Origin of the sequence: Vibrio sp. 1-2 (7-a), from assembly GCF_013048515.1 — a bacterium.
Lineage (GTDB): Bacteria > Pseudomonadota > Gammaproteobacteria > Enterobacterales > Vibrionaceae > Vibrio > Vibrio diabolicus.
In genome coordinates this window covers 1,475,195-1,493,175 of record NZ_VHSQ01000001.1, presented here as the reverse complement: position 1 = coordinate 1,493,175, position 17,981 = coordinate 1,475,195, and the positions used below count along the sequence as shown (strand labels likewise).

General features: G+C 43.6%; 14 protein-coding genes. 4 read left to right on the top strand and 10 right to left on the bottom strand.

Annotation, left to right across the window (positions count from 1 at the left end; genetic code table 11):
• Positions 1-72: 72 nt before the first annotated feature.
• Positions 73-2,406: a YgiQ family radical SAM protein gene (locus FKN08_RS06740; protein WP_048625729.1), complete on the bottom strand. Its 2,334-nt coding sequence runs from the start codon at positions 2,404-2,406 to the stop codon at positions 73-75.
• Between the two features lie 422 nt (positions 2,407-2,828).
• On the opposite strand from FKN08_RS06740, the gene FKN08_RS06735 reads away from it, so the two are divergent.
• The 3 genes from FKN08_RS06735 (at position 2,829) to FKN08_RS06725 (ending at position 6,436) form a co-directional block, all read left to right on the top strand.
• Positions 2,829-5,285: an EAL domain-containing protein gene (locus FKN08_RS06735; RefSeq protein WP_170891613.1), complete on the top strand. Its 2,457-nt coding sequence runs from the start codon at positions 2,829-2,831 to the stop codon at positions 5,283-5,285.
• Positions 5,286-5,371: 86 nt separating this feature from the next.
• Positions 5,372-6,082, top strand: a complete 711-nt coding sequence (locus FKN08_RS06730; RefSeq protein ID WP_053808888.1) for a hypothetical protein — start codon at positions 5,372-5,374, stop codon at positions 6,080-6,082.
• A gap of 153 nt (positions 6,083-6,235) precedes the next feature.
• Entirely contained in the window at positions 6,236-6,436 is a 201-nt protein-coding gene (locus FKN08_RS06725; RefSeq protein WP_005392843.1) for a DUF4250 domain-containing protein, read from the top strand.
• Between the two features lie 20 nt (positions 6,437-6,456).
• Here FKN08_RS06725 and FKN08_RS06720 read toward each other — a convergent pair whose 3' ends face one another.
• Positions 6,457-7,368, bottom strand: coding sequence for a LysR substrate-binding domain-containing protein (locus FKN08_RS06720; RefSeq protein ID WP_053808889.1), 912 nt, complete (start codon positions 7,366-7,368; stop codon positions 6,457-6,459).
• Between the two features lie 278 nt (positions 7,369-7,646).
• Here FKN08_RS06720 and metE point away from each other — a divergent pair, with 278 nt between their 5' ends.
• Positions 7,647-9,929: a 5-methyltetrahydropteroyltriglutamate--homocysteine S-methyltransferase gene (metE, locus tag FKN08_RS06715; protein ID WP_170891612.1), complete on the top strand. Its 2,283-nt coding sequence runs from the start codon at positions 7,647-7,649 to the stop codon at positions 9,927-9,929.
• A gap of 132 nt (positions 9,930-10,061) precedes the next feature.
• Here metE and gspS2 read toward each other — a convergent pair whose 3' ends face one another.
• From gspS2 to FKN08_RS06675, 8 genes are all read right to left on the bottom strand, one after another.
• Entirely contained in the window at positions 10,062-10,454 is a 393-nt protein-coding gene (gene gspS2, locus FKN08_RS06710; protein WP_005392846.1) for a GspS/AspS pilotin family protein, read from the bottom strand.
• Between the two features lie 3 nt (positions 10,455-10,457).
• Positions 10,458-10,754, bottom strand: coding sequence for a YciI family protein (locus FKN08_RS06705; protein WP_005392847.1), 297 nt, complete (start codon positions 10,752-10,754; stop codon positions 10,458-10,460).
• A 115-nt stretch (positions 10,755-10,869) separates the two neighbouring features.
• Entirely contained in the window at positions 10,870-11,265 is a 396-nt protein-coding gene (yciA, locus tag FKN08_RS06700; RefSeq protein ID WP_005392848.1) for an acyl-CoA thioester hydrolase YciA, read from the bottom strand.
• Positions 11,266-11,493: 228 nt separating this feature from the next.
• Positions 11,494-12,057 carry a septation protein A gene (locus tag FKN08_RS06695; RefSeq protein ID WP_047009997.1) on the bottom strand — a complete coding sequence of 188 codons (564 nt, stop codon included), beginning with the start codon at positions 12,055-12,057 and terminating at the stop codon, positions 11,494-11,496.
• Positions 12,058-12,260: 203 nt separating this feature from the next.
• Complete coding sequence (locus FKN08_RS06690; protein ID WP_005392851.1) at positions 12,261-12,503, bottom strand: hypothetical protein; 243 nt, start codon at positions 12,501-12,503, stop codon at positions 12,261-12,263.
• A gap of 111 nt (positions 12,504-12,614) precedes the next feature.
• A complete protein-coding gene (locus FKN08_RS06685; RefSeq protein ID WP_145473747.1) occupies positions 12,615-15,161 on the bottom strand; it encodes a hybrid sensor histidine kinase/response regulator in 2,547 nt (848 codons plus the stop codon).
• Between the two features lie 6 nt (positions 15,162-15,167).
• A complete protein-coding gene (locus FKN08_RS06680) occupies positions 15,168-16,337 on the bottom strand; it encodes an acyl-homoserine-lactone synthase (RefSeq protein ID WP_047009994.1) in 1,170 nt (389 codons plus the stop codon).
• A gap of 155 nt (positions 16,338-16,492) precedes the next feature.
• Positions 16,493-17,752 carry a dicarboxylate/amino acid:cation symporter gene (locus FKN08_RS06675; RefSeq protein WP_012841620.1) on the bottom strand — a complete coding sequence of 420 codons (1,260 nt, stop codon included), beginning with the start codon at positions 17,750-17,752 and terminating at the stop codon, positions 16,493-16,495.
• Positions 17,753-17,981: the final 229 nt, after the last annotated feature.

Here is a 17,981-nt window from a genome sequence, read left to right as displayed (position 1 = left end):
CAATGAACCGACAAAACAAAAGGGCTCCAGAGTTACCTCTGGAGCCCTTTCTAGTATTTAAGTGCTAAAGAATTAACGACGCTTTGGTTTACGTTGACCAGCTGGTTTGCCTTGTCCTTGTGGGCGACCTTGACCTTGCGGCTTGCTACCTGCCGGGCGGTTTGCACCGTTGCCGCTAGGACGTTGGCCGTTGCTTGCAGGGCGTTGACCACCTTTTGCTTTGTCAGAGCCGTTACGGTTGCCAGATGGTTTACCATCTTTTGAACCGCCTTCAGAGCGTTTGTTCAAATGACCACCGAAGCCCGGTTGGTTTTTGGTATGTTTCGTAGCAAAGCGGTTTGCCCCGTGACGACCAGATTTACGACGTTGTGCAGGTGTTTGTGCTTCAATGTCTTCCGCAGGAACGAGACAGCCTTGTTTGTCACCAATCAGATGTTTTTTACCCATGCTGATTAGGGCTTCACGGATCATTGGCCAGTTTGCTGGATCGTGGTAACGCAACAGCGCTTTATGTAGGCGACGTTGACGCTCACCTTTTGCTACAGGTACATCTTCACGTTTTTTATACTTCACTCGTTTCAGAGGGTTTGTCTCTGAGTAGTACATCGACGTTGCGTTACACATTGGCGAAGGGTAGAAGTTTTGTACTTGGTCACACTCGAAGTTGTTTTTCTTCAGCCACAGAGCAAGGTTCAGCATGTCTTCGTCTTCTGTGCCTGGGTGCGCAGAGATAAAGTAAGGGATTAAGTACTGCTTCTTACCCGCTTCTGCGCTGTACTTCTCGAACATCTCTTTAAAGCGATCATACGTGCCCATGCCAGGTTTCATCATCAGATCAAGAGGGCCTTTCTCTGTATGTTCCGGTGCAATCTTCAAGTAACCACCTACGTGATGAGTTACGAGCTCTTTCACGTATTCTGGTGATTCAATCGCAAGGTCGTAACGTACGCCAGATGCGACCATCACTTTCTTCACGCCTTCAACTTTACGCGCTTCGCGGTATAGATCGATGGTGTGTTTATGGTCTGTATTTAACTTGTTACAGATGCCCGGGAATACACAGGATGGACGACGACAGTTCGCTTCCGCTTTTGGATCTTTACAGCCCAGACGGTACATGTTTGCAGTCGGGCCACCAAGATCGGAAATTGTGCCTGTAAAGCCTGGGACTTTGTCGCGAATTTCTTCAATCTCGTTGATGATAGATTCTTTCGAGCGGTTTTGAATGATTCGACCTTCATGCTCGGTAATTGAACAGAAAGAACAGCCACCAAAACAACCACGCATGATGTTCACAGACGTTTTGATCATGTCATACGCTGGAATTTTTGCTTTGCCGTACATAGGATGGGGAACACGCGCGTAAGGCAGGCCAAACACAAAGTCCATCTCTTCGGTCGTCAATGGGATTGGGGCTTGGTTTACCCAAAGTTCACGATCACCATGGCTTTGAAGTAACGCTCGGCCAGAGTACGGGTTTGTTTCTAAATGCAATACACGACTTGCGTGGGCATAAAGAATGCGATCGTTTCTTAGTTTTTCAAACGAAGGTAAGCGAACCGCAGTTGTCGCAGCATCGTGGCGTGATGGGCGAATCGTGATTGGTTGTGCAACTGGCTCATCTTTTTTAGTTTCACACTGAGTTTCTACTTCGTATGGGTTCTTTGGTACGAACGCTTCTTTACGAGGTTTTTCAATGCGAGAAGAATCGATAACCGTGTAGCCTTCTGGCGCGGCTGGCAAGTTCACGGCAGTACCACGAATATTGGTCATGGTGCTGATGTCTTCACCATTTGCGATGCGATGCGCCACTTCTACAAGTGCGCGTTCTGCGTTACCGAAAAGTAGGATGTCTGCTTTTGCATCAAACAGTACCGAACGGCGAACTTTGTCTGACCAGTAATCGTAGTGCGCAACACGGCGTAGGCTGGCTTCGATACCACCTAAAACAATAGGAACTTCTTTATAGGCTTCACGACAACGCTGAGAGTAAACCAAAGTCGCGCGGTCTGGGCGTTTGCCACCTTCGTTATTGGGGGTGTACGCGTCATCGTGACGAAGTTTTTTATCCGCGGTGTAACGGTTGATCATGGAGTCCATGTTACCCGCAGTGATCCCGAAGAACAGATTTGGCTTACCTAGCTGCATGAACGCATCTTTGTTTTGCCATTCTGGTTGAGCAATGATACCGACACGGAAACCCTGCGCTTCTAGCAGACGGCCAATGATAGCCATACCAAAGCTCGGGTGATCCACGTAAGCGTCACCGGTTACGATGATAATGTCACAGCTATCCCATCCTAGGGCGTCCATTTCTTTGCGACTGGTCGGCAAGAAAGGTGCCGTACCAAAACACTCTGCCCAGTATTTTTTGTACTCATGAATAGGAGTGATGTTATTGGTCATATTTTGCTCTCTGTTCCAGGGAGCGCGAATTATAGCGATTTGAGGATCAGGTATCTATACCAAACTCATCTATTCAAGCTTAGTTCATCGAGTTTTATTTGGTTTGCAAAAATATCAAGGCTATATCGGCGATTTTATGTCTAATATCACCTTGAAAGCCTCATGGTTATAGGTCGAGTCGTGAAAAATGTCGCAATGTTAATACAACCAATAAGCAATGGTGTGCTTATTAAAAACAACGCCTATAATCAAATTAATGCATAGGAAAATGCAAAAAGCCGAACAAGCTCTGAAAAGGTTCTAAGTCGATTGGCTTACGTTGCCAGAATCTATTTTACAAGAGGATCAGCAGGTCCCAAATGGAATAAGGCACGTTGACTACGAACCCTGAGCATGAGGCTAATTAAAAAGGGGGCTAGGGAATGAGTGACTCAACAACAATAGCACATGAAAAAGTGCAACCGACATCCAATCCGACTCCAGTGATTGAATGGTCTTACAAGATTGATACTCGCGAGTTCGAATGCGACCAACTAGGAATGGCAAATGCTTTTGGGTTAAATACGCCAGTCACCTGCTTAGATGATTTGTTTGAGCACATGCTGATGGGGCAACAGGAAACACTAAGGCAACGAATTTTAGAAGTGGAGCTCCTAGGTGGGCAAGGTCGTTTTTCTTGTTGCATGATGCTTAATGAAGCTCGCTTAATACATGTCACAATTAGCTTTGAAAAGCTCAATGAGCGTATTGTTCAAGGCTCTATCATCCCGCAATTGACGATCACTGGCTGCGAAGAGTTAGCGAAAATTCTCGAAACGATTTTTGATTTACCGAATGTAGGGGTCTTAGTCGCGGACGAAGACACCCGAATCTTAGGTTGTAACCGTGCCTTTGAATTGCAAATGGGTTATCAAAACCGTGATTTGGTTGGACTTAAAACCTATATCTTTAGCACATCTCACCATAGTCAGGCGTTTTACGACCAACTCTGGCAACATATTGATGATGAAGGATACTGGAGCGGTAATTTATTGAGTAGAACTGCAAATGGTAGTAATCAGGCGCATCATCTTTGTATCTATCGGCTAACATTTCATTCTGGACGGATTCTTTATCTCGGCTTCTCTACTGACATTTCGGCTTCCTTGTTGTGGATGAAAAGTCGCTGTGAACAACAACATGATTGGTCAGCGTTTTTGCCTTCTAGAGAAGAGTTCGAACTGCAATTAGCTAATTTGGCGAACGAAAGTGGGAGTAAAGAACTCAATATCGTCATGACTCTCAGACCAAATTTTTCTGAAAAATGCTTACTTGAACAGCAACTAGGCTTCGCCGATTTTATTATGCGAAGCCGCTACACCAGTATAGCGGGTCAACTTTCTAGGGATGTGTTTGTTGTCTGTTTACAAACTCCTCACTGTCAATGGCTAAGTCCTTTACGTTTGATTCAAATTGCAATGAAAGGGTTCTTCACTGAGCTTAGGAATGAAATGGGAACAAAAATGCATACCACTATCGTTGAGGGACAAACGGGAGTGTCAATCCTCGGCTATGATACAAACAGGCCAAAGCAAGCGTTAGCGCATGCAGCCCAGGCGATGTTGTCCTCACTTTCTGGAGAAGGTGGCTATTTTAATTTTTATAATAGTGAGCTTCATTCTGAGTTAGTAAAACGCCAGCATTTAGAGGCGTTTTTGGAAGCGCAAATAGACAGTGGGCTGGTGGATGTTCATTTTCAACCAATCATTGACAGCCGAACTGGTAAAGTCGTTAAGTTCGAGGCCTTAGCGCGCTTTTATCATGAAAGTGATGCCTATAGCACTCAAGAGATGATTACTGTTATTGAAGATTTAGAGTTGATTGCGGCTCTGGATGATGAGGTTTGTCAAGCCGCGCTCAAGCACTTTCCGCGCTTGCAAGACATATATGGCAAGGAAATAGGGTTAACCATCAATCGCTCACTGAATACTAAATTGGATTCGCTCCAGGTTCTTCAGCGTTCGCATGACCTAATTAAAGCCAGTGGTGTCGATCCTAAACGAGTCACGATTGAGCTGACGGAAACAGCGTATTTTGAGCAAGACGAAGAGCATACCCAAGCGCTAGAACAAGTGCGCAAAGAGGGCATTAAAATTGCGATTGATGACTTCGGTACAGGGTATTCTTCTTTTTCTTACCTAGAGAAAGGGCAGTTTGATTTACTGAAAATCGACCGAAAATTCGTTAAGAACATTCAGCACGGTAATACCAGTTATAACATTGTCAAAATGGTCACTGATCTTGCTCAGCAAATGAATGTAAAAGTGGTTGCCGAGGGCGTGGAGTCAGAACAGGAGCTTCAAACATTGGCTGAAATAGGTGTGGATTACATGCAAGGCTTTTTGTTCTCTCGTGCTCGGCCTGTCGATTTGATGGAGAAAGCGGAAAGTTACGAACATTTGTTTTCGGGTGTTGCTGTCAAACCAAAACAAGATGATGTATTGCAATCACTGAGCCATGAAGAGGTCAGACACCTTGATCCCGGGGAGCCATTATCGTTGGCGGTGGAATATATGAATTTAAGTCCAAGTTCGCCGTTGGTTGTCATTAACGAAAAGCGCTGTGTTGGCTTAGTTACCAAAGAGCAAGTTAACTTACACCTAACGCCTTCCATGGGGACAGAATTAGAGACTGAGCGAGAAAATTGGATTTGGAAACGCCCGGTTAACCAGATAATGAGCACGGAGTTTGTGCTCGTCAATGCGCATTTGTCCGTCGCTGCTATTCGAGAGCTAATCAAAACAGGCATTCGCTTCCCGTGGGTTTTATGTGATGAAAAAGAAGAATACAGAGGCGTGTTAACTCAAGAAGATGCGTTGAAGTATCTCGCTTCTTGTTGAATAAAAAGTCTCGCTGTTCTAGTAAATTTGGGGATAGACTTTCGGTGGTTTGACGATAGGTGATTTGCTATTATCGCCACCCCAAAATGACTTTTGAGCGTGCATTTAACATGATTCAACAATTGCTGGTTACTTTTCCTCCGATGCTATTTGGCGCGCAAGCGCTACTGACTTTACTTCTCATCAAGGGCGATATTTGTCCGGGTCAGAGAGGCCGTCTTCATAAAATGTTGCCAGCAGTGGCGTTATTGTGGCTTGCGGTTGCTTCTCTTCGCATTGAAGCATTTATGATCGTGTTCGCTATTTTCTATTTCTACTCTCAGGTTCAAACCAAGAAAACGCGTGAAAAAGGCCCTCTTTGGGCGATGCATTTAGCGAATGGTTTGGCTTTTGCGTATGTAAGTATTCAAGCATTTGAACAGCCAAGCTGGCCTGCGTCTATTGCGATGGCAATAATGATATTTTTCCTTGGGGCGTCATTTTCTCAATTGCTTCTGACTATCGCTCGTAGCAGATTGCAGGCATTTCACCGCATTTTGCCAGTTACGGGCATTGTGTCTGGAATGCTGCTGGTAATCGCAACTCTATTTGCTTCTTACCAGTTAAATGAAGCGACATTGAGCGCCGCAACACAACCAATTTTATTATCTTTAGCCATGCTAGTTTCTTCAATCATTGTTTGGTGCTGGCATATCTTCACACATAAAAAACCAGAAAAGGTTCAACTGAGCGTCGCCCTGTTGCTCGCGCTCGCGTCAATGACGAGCCTACAAGGTTTATTCTCTCTGGCGGCTTAATCTCGAGTCGAGAAACAGATCAATACTGCTTGTACTCAAGTCCTTTCTAGGTTGCTTGAGTATAAGGCACTCACGTTTTGGATCGCGCTCACTTTAAATTCACGTGATTACGTCTACGCTTGTTTATATACCTTGTCGAAGAGGAGAGTCGCGATGGATTTAAGCAATGTAGGTAATTTGGACAGCATTATTTTGCTAGGTATCGTCAATGAAAAGCTACGTTTAGAGTGCGACAGTTTTGACGAGTTAGTATCGGTGTATGAAATGGATGTAGAGTCCGTTGTAGGCAAGCTTGATATGCTTGGTTATCAGTACGATCCATTGACCAACCAATTTAAAGCATATCAACGCTAAACCTTTCTTAATCCATATCCCTAAGCCATCTTGATTCCGTCAAGGTGGCTTTTACATTGTAGCCTTGCGGTTGCGAAAAAGGCTTGTAAGTAACGTTTATCTTTCTCTGAGTGACGCGTTGCAGCAAATAAGCGACGCCATAAGCCTTGGCCAAAAGGTTTACTGGTAATAAGGCCTTGGCGAGAAAATTCAGAAATCGCCCAATTTGGCAGTGCTGCAACCCCTAATCCTGCGGAAACCATTTGCACTAACATCAGAGTATTGTCGGCTTGCTTCCATTTGGCGGGCTCTACCCCCGCTGGCTGCAAGAAGTTTTTTACGACGTCTAGCCTTTGTTTTTGAACCGGATAAGAGAGCATGGTTTGATCTGCGAGATCTTGCGGATCAATAACTTCTTTTTCCGCCAATGGGTGGTTGGTCGCGGTAATTAAGCGCATTTCAAAGTCGAATAAAGGTTCATAATGCACTTCAGAACGAGGTTGAATATCTGACGTGATAACGAGATCCAACTCGCCAGCTAACAGTGCAGGAAGTGGTTCAAAGCCAAAACCTGATGAAAAGTCCAGTGTTACGCTAGGCCAAGCAAGTTGATATTCCCTGAGGGCAGGCATGAGCCATTGGAAACATGAGTGACATTCAATCGCCATATGCAACCGACCATTGACGTCTTCTTTCAAGCTTGCCAAATCGTTTTCTGCTCTTGCGAGTTTGGGAAGAATATCTTCTGCAAGACGCAATAGGATTTCTCCCTCTGAAGTGAACTTCACCGGACGAGTTTTTCTAAGGAATAATTGTCCCCCAATCCGTGCCTCTAAATCTTTGATCTGGTGAGACAAGGCCGATTGAGTGAGATGCAACGCGGTCGCGGTCGCGGTTAGAGAGCCGGTGTCTCGAAGCGAAGTGAGTGTCCGCAAATGTTTTAGCTCTATCATGAATTCCTTTCATCCTTTGTTGCTCGCTATGAACAGAATAGCAATCGTATAAATAACTTAACGACAAAAAATGGATATGTAAACGTCTAGACGTCTATTTGTTGTGTTTATTTGCGAATCATGTCGTCTCATGATGAATTTTTTTAATAAACAAGTTGAATAAATGGACGTTGTTCAAACCGCAGATGAGAGCGATAGTTTAGCCATCCAGACATCTTTTATGACGAAAGATACTCTGACCCAAACAAATTAAACAAGATTGAAAAAGGAATAGGGACATGGCTACAACAACGCACGTATTAGGTTATCCACGCATCGGTGAAAAACGAGAATTAAAATTCGCTCAGGAAAAATACTGGCGCGGAGAAATTGATCAAGCAGAGCTTAAAAAGGTTGGGGCAGATCTGCGCGCTAAAAACTGGCAAACACAAACAGATGCTGGCTTGAGTTTTACCACCGCTGGCGATTTTGCTTGGTACGATCATGTACTGACGACCACGTTGTTACTGGGTCACGTGCCAAAACGTCACGCAGACGGTTTCCCTGATTTGGATACGCTATTCAAAGTGGGTCGCGGTCAATCTCAAGCGGGTTGCGGCTGTGCGGGCGCTGCAGCATCGGATATGACTAAATGGTTCAACACAAACTACCACTACATCGTACCTGAATTTAGCAAGGACGATACATTTGAAGTGAGCTGGCCTCAACTGTTTGAAGAAGTCAACGAAGCAACCCAAGCTGGGCATAAAGTGAAGCCAGTTTTGCTTGGCCCAGTCAGTTATCTTTACTTAGGTAAAGAGGTAGAAGAAGGGTTCGATCGCCTGACGCTACTGCCACGATTGCTTACGGCTTACCAAGCTATTTTGGCAAAGCTCGCGAGTCAAGGTGTTGAGTGGGTTCAGATTGATGAGCCAATTTTGTCACTAGAGCTTGAAAGTAAGTGGGCTGATGCGTTCAAGCTAGCGTACCAAGTGATTCGAAGCGATGTAAAAGTGCTGCTAACGACATACTTTGACTCTATAAGCGATACGCTAGACAAAATTGTAAAGCTACCAGTGGATGGTTTACATATCGATTTATCTGCCGCGCCTCAGCAGCTTGACGACGTGGTTGCCAAACTACCGGAGGGTTGGGTGCTGTCTGCTGGCGTGGTCAACGGTCGTAACGTGTGGCGCTCGGATTTGAGTGCACAACTTGAACGCCTACAGCCAGTAAAAGAAAAACTGGGCGACAACCTTTGGGTTGCGAGCTCATGCTCTTTGCTACATAGCCCGGTTGATCTGGAACTGGAAACAGAACTCAGTGAGGAAGTGAAAAGCTGGTTTGCGTTCGCAAAACAAAAAGTAACAGAAGTCGCCTTGCTTGGCCGCGCACTCGATGGTGATCAAGATGCGATTCTCGCTTGTGATACCTACAGCCAGCCAATCAAAGCACGTAAAACGGCAACGCATGTGAATAAGCCACAAGTTCAAGCACGTTTAAACAGTATTACTGCGTCACTTGCCGAGCGCAGCGCACCTTACGCGGAGCGTGCTGCGCATCAAGCTGAAGTATTGGGCTTGCCTCTGTTACCAACCACGACAATCGGTTCTTTCCCTCAAACGGGTGAAATTCGTGTTCAGCGCAGCGCTTATCGCACTGGCCAGTTATCTGAGTCCGACTATATCCAAGCACTAAAAGGACATATTGCGGATGCCGTAAAACGCCAAGAAGCCCTTGACCTAGATGTGCTTGTTCACGGTGAAGCTGAGCGTAACGACATGGTAGAATACTTCGCGGAGAACTTGGCGGGCTTCCAAACGACGAAATTTGGTTGGGTACAGAGTTATGGCTCTCGCTGTGTGAAACCAGCCATTGTGGTTGCTGACATTGAGCGTGAAAAGCCGATTACGGTGGAATGGTCGACGTACGCACAATCGCTAACCTGCAAGCAGATGAAAGGTATGCTGACGGGCCCGGTAACGATTTTATGTTGGACATTCCCGCGTGAAGACATTACTCGTCAAGAAATCGCCCAGCAACTGGCACTGGCACTGCGTGATGAGGTTTCTGATCTGCAAGATGCAGGCATCAATATCATTCAAATCGATGAGCCTGCGATTCGTGAAGGTCTGCCGTTGAAAAAGCGCGATCACAAAGCGTATTTAGAATGGGCGGTGGATGCATTTAAGATCTCGGCAGCGAGTGCAAAACCAGAGACTCAGATTCACACTCACATGTGTTACAGCGAGTTCAATGAAATCATCGATTCAGTCGCGGCGCTCGATGCGGATGTGATTACCATTGAAACGTCACGCTCAAATATGGAACTGCTTAAAGCGTTTGAAGAGTTCAATTACCCGAATGAAATCGGTCCAGGTGTTTATGACATTCACTCACCAAACATTCCGACGGAAGAGTGGATTGAAGGCTTAATTAAGAAAGCGGCAGAAAAGATTCCGGTACAACGTTTGTGGGTGAACCCAGACTGTGGTCTGAAAACACGTAACTGGGCAGAGACGGAAGCGGCATTGGCGAACCTCGTGTCAGCGGCGAAGAAACTTCGTGCTGAGCTGGCATAAGGCACCTTTTTAGCAAATAAAAACGGAGACCGTTGTCTCCGTTTTTCTATTCTTAGCCGTTCATTTTCGTCGTTATACTATCCCGTAATAGCGGATGAATTGCTCGTATCGAAAACAACGCACTCACTGTGACTATTTCATTTGAGTACAAGTTTGCGCGGAAACCAACTCATCTGCCATCAACTGACCGCGAGAGTTACGCACTTTAATACGGTACATTAAGCCCATATCAATTTGCTTACGAATTTCCGGGTTACTGCAATAGGTGTAGATACTGGTATTCAGTACTTGATTTAACGGCTTTGCACCGAGTGCGTCATCGTTATAAATCATCATCATTTCAACAACATTTTTATTGGATGAGACACGCATTATCTGCAGTGGACCGTATTCCAAAGGGAGACCTGCGGACAAGACTCCCGCTCGGTTTGATGCCAATAGCTCAAGCTGGCGTTGATTATCATCAGTAGATGAACAGCCAGCTAACGCACCAAATGCCAAGAAAAGACACAGTAATTTTTTCATAAATTAAAACACTTTTTTGAACGGTTTCACGATTACATTATCGTAAACACCAGCCGCTACGTAAGGATCGGCTTCTGCCCACGCTTTAGCGTCTTCTAGAGAGGCGAACTCAGCGATGACAGTCGAGCCCGTAAATCCAGCTTCTCCTGGGTTGTCAGAGTCTATCGCAGGCATAGGGCCAGCAGTAAGAAGGCGACCTTCGTCTTGAAGCTTTTGTAAGCGCTCCAAGTGTTGCGGGCGAACGCTCATGCGTTTTTCCAGCGAGTTCTCGACGTCCTGAGAAAAGATGACATACCACATAGCATAGTTCCTTAATTGGTAGGGTAAAGTGTTAATTTAACGCCTTTTTTGTGTCTCTCACAAGTGAACAACAGAAAATGTGAGATCCTTTCTAACAGTTAGCGCTGTAGGTTGACTAATTCTGAACCGGGCGTGGTTTGCCTTCACTGTCAATGGCTACGTAGTTGAAAGTCGCATCACAAACCATGAAGCGCTCGCCGACACCGTGTGCTTTTACCGGCTTGACCCATACTTCCAGATCGACACTCATTGAGGTGCGACCAATCTTAGTGCATTCGCCATAGCAGCAAACGACATCGCCAACACCTACAGGCTTCTTGAAGGTAATGCTGGACACTGAAACGGTAACAACGCGACCAGAAGAGATCTCTTTGGCCAGAATCGCACCTGCTAGGTCGAGCTGAGACATAATCCAACCACCAAAAATATCGCCATTGGCATTAGTATCGGCAGGCATTGCAAGGGTACGAAGCAGCAGTTGACCTCTCGGAGAGCTAATTTCTTGACTCATTGTGACATCCTAAATCTTAAAGGCGCTCAAACTAAGCGCCAACATAGTAAATACCTAGAACCAAAGGTCCTTAAAAAAAACCGCAGACACCGGACCAGAGAAAGTTGGTTTACAGCAGCAAGAATGGTCTGATTCCGGTATGCCGTTTGATCGGTTTAGTGATACATGGAGCAAAACAGCGACCCGAAGGTCGCTGCAAAGTGCGCGGATTATAGCAAAACTGAGTTTTTAATCATCAGCCGACACATCGGATGAGTTATTTTTTTGTTCTTTTGGCATGTGTTTGTAAATGTAGAAGCCAGTCGCAATCATGTAGGCAAATGTCGCAATCAACATTCCGAATACTTTGAAGTTGACCCAAACATCCAGTGGTAGCTCGTAAGCGATATAAATGTTCAGACCAGCAAAGAATGAGAAGAAGCCGACCCAAGCCCAGTTGATCTTCGCCCAAATAGCATCAGGTAGTGAAATTTCTTTGCCCAACATGCCTTTGATGGCCGATTTACCCATTGCGTGACTCGCTGCTAAACCGATAGCTAGAATCACATAAATGATGGTGACTTTCCATTTTATGAAATTGTCGTCGTGGAAGAAAAGGGTCATGCTGCCAAATATCGTCACGATAACGAACGTAATTAGCTGCATTTTCTCGACTTTTTTATACAGAGCATAGGTGACGACAAGCTGAATTGCCGTTGCAACGATCAGCGCTCCTGTTGCTGCGTAGATGTCGTACATCTTGTACAAAGCGAAGAAGACGATGAGTGGGATAAAATCTAGGATTTGCTTCATGGTGGCAAAATCTACCTAATTAGTGAATTGAAGACAGTCTAACGGAATCTGACAAGATGTGAATACCGTCAAGGTTAGAGGTAAGAGAAGTAATCCCCTGACTGAATGATACAACAAGCAACATTTCGCAAAGATGAAGTAGTAAATCGAAGGCATAAAAATTGCCGCGATAGAGCGGCAATTGAGTTGATAGAATTTAAGATTTAAGCAACACGTTGATATTGAGAAATAAGCGTTTTGACATCTTCTAAATAGCCTTCACGTAACAGATTATCAACGGTTGCTTCAAGCTCTTCGAGAGACATCGTAAAGCAAGTGGATTTGCCGGTCATTAGGCTCAGATACTGATGGTATTCTTCTTCTGTATAGTGGCCTAAGCGATCGAGTAGTAGCGCTTTGATTCCATGATGAATCAAGCCGTAGTATGTGTGTCGATGAAGTAACATGGCGATCTCCTTATCAAGCTCATCCGCTAACCATTTGCAGCTTGCTTGACCCTCTGGATAATTCGATTTACTTCAGTAATGCACATCTAGTGCCAGTTTTATCTTCGCAAATTAGAAAGTGTTGGAAGTAGCAAAACTCTCATGTTGCAACCAGCGCTTGATGACGGTTTGGAGCGCATTTAATGTGGTTGGCTTTTCAAGTCTGTCATCCATGAGTTTCGCAATGAGCTCCAGCTCTTTGGCTCCAGACTCTCCAGATAGTGCGATGATCGGAACGGAAGACGCAATTTGTTTAATTCGTTGGCTTGCGTCAAATCCATTCATCACTGGCATCTGTACATCCATAAGCACCAAATCAATCTTGTGCGACTGAAATAGCTCCACCGCAGAAGCGCCATTATTTGCTTGTAAGCTGTTGACTCCCAGCCTCTTTAAGTACATTTGAACCAAAGTACGCTGCACCTCTTTGTCATCAACAATGAGCACTGTTGGTGCATCGTTGGTTACTTGTACGTGTTGGGTTGTGCGAGGTTCAGAATGTGGTGCATTTACTTTCCAGCCATTGAAGTCCGGTGCTCTCAACGTCTCTGGCTTGGGGGCGTTTGGGACGACCGGGAAATACAAGTAGAACTCTGTAAATTCGCCTAATTCAGACTGGCACTCAATTCGTCCGCCAAAAGAGCGCATAACGCGTTGACAGTAGCCTAAGCCAAGGCCGCTGCCGCCACTTTTCTGGTACGAGAAAAATTCGTCAAATATCTTGTGTAAAATACTGCTATCAATGCCAGGACCACTATCTCGGAAGATCAGAACGTTTTCATAGGCCCCTGTTTGAGTACGAATCTCAATTTGACTATCGGGATAAGAATCAAAATAGTAGATAGCATTGCGAATTAAATTGAAAATGACAAAGTTAAACAGAGTCTCGTTTAATTTCACGACAAAATCGTGCTCTTGGGGCAGGTTGATTCTTTCGATTATTTGATCGTTTTCAAAGCCATAACGGCTGACCGCTTGATCGACGGCCTTATGTATTGAAGTAATGTCTAAATGCTCATGCTCAGGTGAGCTGTCGCTGACTTCTCGCAAAATGATGTCGATCAATTGGCGACCGCGTTGAATCGCTGCTTCTCCTTTATCAATCTCTCTCTTTAACGTATCAAGTGAAGCGTTTGATTCAATATGCTGTTTTAAGGTTTCAAGTTGTAATTGCACTTGAGCGAGAGGGTTACGCATTTCATGGGCAATTGAATTCGCCAACGCATGACTCTGTCTTATACGCCGATCTGCTTCTATTGAGCTTTGTATACGGGTCAATAAGGTCTGTAGTGCTGAGATTTCTTCATTACAGAACATTTGATTGTTAAGTTTGTGAGGCGAGACTAAAAAGTGGCTAACGGATTTGCAATGACCAAATAATGGCATAACAAGAGCGGTATCATTAGAACTCATTCTATCGTAGAGCACTTTTATAGAGTTTTTGACCGATATTTTGTGTTCTAATTCCTGTGATAGTTCATCCAAAATTAATACTGTTCTGTTCGATGACAGATATCTCTCGTAAAACGCCTCGTTATAGTTACTTGTGACCAAGCGTAATTTGTCATCTGGGATTTGTAGTAGTGTACCAAGGCGACGCATTGCATCGTCGATAGATATTTTAAAATCCTTTTCTAATTCCAATATTTTTTGTACAGGCGTTTTTTTGGTACCATAAATTAAAAGTGCTGTACAATAACCTACTTTTTCATATAAGACTCTCCAAGTCATCCCAATTAAAGCACATATAGGTATTGCAACTAACCACTGTACATTATCAGAGAGTGGAATAAATATTATCCCAAGAGGAATAGTCAGAAGCATACAGGCGAAAAGAGCGCTTAATATCAAATAGGCAAGGTATTTTATACTGTAAAATCGTGATGTTAACAATGCATAGCCAACAAATAACATTTCGCTCACTGATAATGCCGGAGGAAGCCAAGTTAACGAGAAATCCTTTAGGAAGTAAGTAATGCCTATTTGTATGACGACTGTGGATAACATGTACACTAATATCCCAGCGATCATGTAACTTGTTTTTGCTAGAGCTAGACGATTGCTATATTTACGCATGGTAATAAGATTACCTAAACAAAGAATCATCAAACAAAACATAGTGAAAAAAAAGTATGGCGTTTGGTTTCCAAACTCAATTATGAATTGGCTGGTGTTGATTATGCTAATGTTCTCTACGGTTAGTCCAGGCGTTATGTTCACTGATATGGAATAAAAAACAACAATGGTTATGAGCCACCTTTGCCATAGGTATATATTGCTTTTCCTCTGCTCGGCAGACAGTTGGCATGAAAAGTAATAGGCGAAACAGAAGGCTAATGAAGAGGTAATGTTGGCTACTCGTGCCATAACGATACCGAAATCAGCCCCTAGTTTTGGGAGAAAGTTGGTATGAAAATAAGCATTACTGATAATCCACCCAATAATGCAGGCAGAATAAGCAATGTACGAGAAATGGTAGGTGCCTAATATCTTTTCTTCTTTGTTTGTCAACTGGATGCAATAATAAATCAACCAAATAAATACCAGTAAAACTATTAAAAGGAGTGCGGTTGCTTTTGGGTACAATATTAGAATTGTTGGTAATTTGGAAATTTGCATCTCTTTTTATCCTTTTACCTTCTTAACTAATCTAATATAATCAAAAAAAGATATTTTATTAAACTCGTCTTTCAATATGTTTATATTCCATAAACCACGATAAGTTAAAATATGATCATTATTTAAATCACAAAATCCTAAGTTGTAGTATCCTTCCTCTTTGATGTTAGAGTAAAAATCGAGGATAAATGGTTGGTCTATAACTGTAAAACTAATTTTATATCCAAGTTCATGCAATAATTGAGTGAGTTTTTTTTGAGTAAGATATATATAATAAAGTTTCTGCCGTGTATTTCCAGTGACTGCTAATCTAAGGATTTCACAAACCTTATGCTTATTTATTAGTGCTGTTTTCACTATGTTGTCAAACTCTTCGATAGACTGAATCTTTGAAGAGCTGGTTGATTCTATAATTCCCAAGCGTTTTAGGTTCGAAAAGGCTGAGTTAGGGAAGCAATAGTTCCACTTTGAATTGCTAAATTGTGGTGTATAGCTTAGCCAAGAGTCCCGAGTCTCCCAATCCTGAATGAGCATCGAAGAAACAAGCACTTTGGTTTTTTCAAAGCCTGATCGTTTGAGTAAAAGAAAGTGTTTTCCAGTTTGCGACATGGATAGGAGAGGTAGCATCTCAAACCATTTATTACCTTTGATAAAAAGTTCAAGGTTAGTTAACGCCACAGCATCGCTGATAGTCATAATGTGCGGATGGTTTGGTGTGCACACCATAAGCTGGGATTCTTCGATCTTATCAATTACCACTCCGTAGTAGACTTCGTCTTTGAGCGGAAGTTCTAGTTGGTTTTTTGATTGATCGTTTAACAGAGATTTTTGCTTGATCGCAGCAATCTCACATTCACACCAGAAAACCATCCAATGCGGGTAACAATCTGCGGCAATTTGTTCAATTAAGAGCGCCTCTTCGGAGAAAGGCGTTGGATACTGCTGTACTAAATCTCGATAATCTATTAATTCAAACAGTACGGACAGACTCTTAGATGCGTATTTAGGAAAGAGGGACTTGAGAAGCTTTATTCTATACAAAGCAACTTGTTGAAAAAGAGAAGATCTTTCTTGCGGTGTAAGAGTAAGAAGAACCGTGTCAACCAGCGCCTGTTGTTTTGACTCGATCGGCAAATCTGTACTGGCGAGGGGCTCCAAAGACAGCTTAAGACTCATGATATAACCTAGTTCTGACGTTTTTTATATTTTGTAATGGTTTATATCATTTTGATAAATTTATGCTATTGGTTTCTATTTATATAGTTACGTAATGCAAGAAAAGACAAAAAAACCGCTCATAGTGAGCGGTTTTTAGTTCATTCGAGAAAGGACTAAGCTTCTTGCTTTTTAAGCTCAGCTTCTGCCGCTTCCTCTTCTATTAGCGCATCAACGATAACTGCACATGCTGCATCACCAGTGATGTTTAGTGCTGTACGAATCATATCGAAAATACGGTCAAGAGCGAATAGCAGTGGTAGACCTTCAATTGGAATGCCAGCGGCAAGAAGTACGGCAACCACTAGGAAAGAAGGACCAGGAACACCCGCTTGACCAACCGCACCCAATGTAGACGTTACGATAATTGCAATGTAAGCGCCCATACCTAGATCGATATTGAACAGTTGAGCAAAGAAGATAGCAACCAAGCCATAGTAAATCGCATTACCTGACATGTTGATCGTTGCGCCTAGAGGCAGAACAAATGACGCGGTTGAATTTTTTACGCCCAGTTCTTTTTCACAGGTGTCCATTGTGACAGGCAGTGTTGCCATAGAAGAGGCCGTTGAAAGCGCAACAGCTTGTGGTTTTTTCATTGAAGACAGGAACTTCTTCGCTGATGTCTTGGTGAAAATATGCACCATTGCTGGGTAAACAACGAAACCGAAGATTAGGATTGCGGCAACGTAAACAACGAACAGTTTGAATACCACCATTAGTGCGCCAAAACCGAATGTACCGACTGCTTCTGCCATCAGACCGAACACGCCGATAGGGGCAATGATCATCACTTTGTTGATCATCCAAACCATTGCGTCAACGATGCAGTTAACACCATTAATGATTGGCTCACGACGCTCTTTTGCTTGCTTAGAAATTGCAATACCAAAGAACATACAGAAAACGAGGATCTGTAGGATGTTTGCTTCATTTAGTGATTGGAAAACGTTGGTTGGGATCATACCAGTGATGGTTGCCCAGAAAGTAGGTAGTTCACCTTTTGAAGCGTATTCTGCTGAGAACATGCCTTCAACGCCAGAGACGTCGATCCCCATGCCTGGTTGGAATACTTCACCCATAAATAGTGCAAGCGCAACGGCTAGGGCGGATGTTAAACCGAAATAACCTAGAGTGACGATGCCAACTTTGCCTGCTGACTGGCTGTTCCCAAGACCAGCTGCGCCAGAAATCAAGGCTACAGCGACCAAAGGAATAACCAACATTTTGATTAAGTTGATAAAGATAGCACCTAAAGGAGCGAACACTGTCGCATCATGACCCATCATGGCACCAACGGCTGTGCCCACGATCATGGCGATTACGACTTGTACGCCAATGTTGTTTAGCAAACTCTTTTCTTTTAACACTTCCATAACCTCTGTGCTAATAAAATGTAAAATCCTAAAATTACCCACTAACCATGAATGGTTTTATGGATAATTATCTCGCCTTGCTTTTTACACTTATCGTTTACAATTGGCAATATGCAGCAAGGTATTATTGATGGATTAATCGATATTTTATTGACGAACGATAAAGTTTTGTTCAATAGCAAACGTTTGCTATTGATTTTTGTTATGCCTATTAGCTGTGTAATTGTTT

What these genes read in the sequence shown, in the direction of transcription:
- FKN08_RS06690 (WP_005392851.1), bottom strand. Translation starts at nt 12,503, where the DNA reads ATGTTACTTCATCGACACACATACTACGGCTTGATTCATCATGGAATC.
- FKN08_RS06685 (WP_145473747.1), bottom strand. Translation starts at nt 15,161, where the DNA reads ATGCAAATTTCCAAATTACCAACAATTCTAATATTGTACCCAAAAGCA.
- FKN08_RS06740 (WP_048625729.1), bottom strand. Translation starts at nt 2,406, where the DNA reads ATGACCAATAACATCACTCCTATTCATGAGTACAAAAAATACTGGGCA.
- FKN08_RS06730 (WP_053808888.1), top strand. Translation starts at nt 5,372, where the DNA reads ATGACTTTTGAGCGTGCATTTAACATGATTCAACAATTGCTGGTTACT.
- FKN08_RS06675 (WP_012841620.1), bottom strand. Translation starts at nt 17,752, where the DNA reads ATGGAAGTGTTAAAAGAAAAGAGTTTGCTAAACAACATTGGCGTACAA.
- gspS2 (WP_005392846.1), bottom strand. Translation starts at nt 10,454, where the DNA reads ATGAAAAAATTACTGTGTCTTTTCTTGGCATTTGGTGCGTTAGCTGGC.
- FKN08_RS06705 (WP_005392847.1), bottom strand. Translation starts at nt 10,754, where the DNA reads ATGTGGTATGTCATCTTTTCTCAGGACGTCGAGAACTCGCTGGAAAAA.
- metE (WP_170891612.1), top strand. Translation starts at nt 7,647, where the DNA reads ATGGCTACAACAACGCACGTATTAGGTTATCCACGCATCGGTGAAAAA.
- FKN08_RS06695 (WP_047009997.1), bottom strand. Translation starts at nt 12,057, where the DNA reads ATGAAGCAAATCCTAGATTTTATCCCACTCATCGTCTTCTTCGCTTTG.
- FKN08_RS06720 (WP_053808889.1), bottom strand. Translation starts at nt 7,368, where the DNA reads ATGATAGAGCTAAAACATTTGCGGACACTCACTTCGCTTCGAGACACC.
- FKN08_RS06735 (WP_170891613.1), top strand. Translation starts at nt 2,829, where the DNA reads ATGAGTGACTCAACAACAATAGCACATGAAAAAGTGCAACCGACATCC.
- yciA (WP_005392848.1), bottom strand. Translation starts at nt 11,265, where the DNA reads ATGAGTCAAGAAATTAGCTCTCCGAGAGGTCAACTGCTGCTTCGTACC.
- FKN08_RS06725 (WP_005392843.1), top strand. Translation starts at nt 6,236, where the DNA reads ATGGATTTAAGCAATGTAGGTAATTTGGACAGCATTATTTTGCTAGGT.
- FKN08_RS06680 (WP_047009994.1), bottom strand. Translation starts at nt 16,337, where the DNA reads ATGAGTCTTAAGCTGTCTTTGGAGCCCCTCGCCAGTACAGATTTGCCG.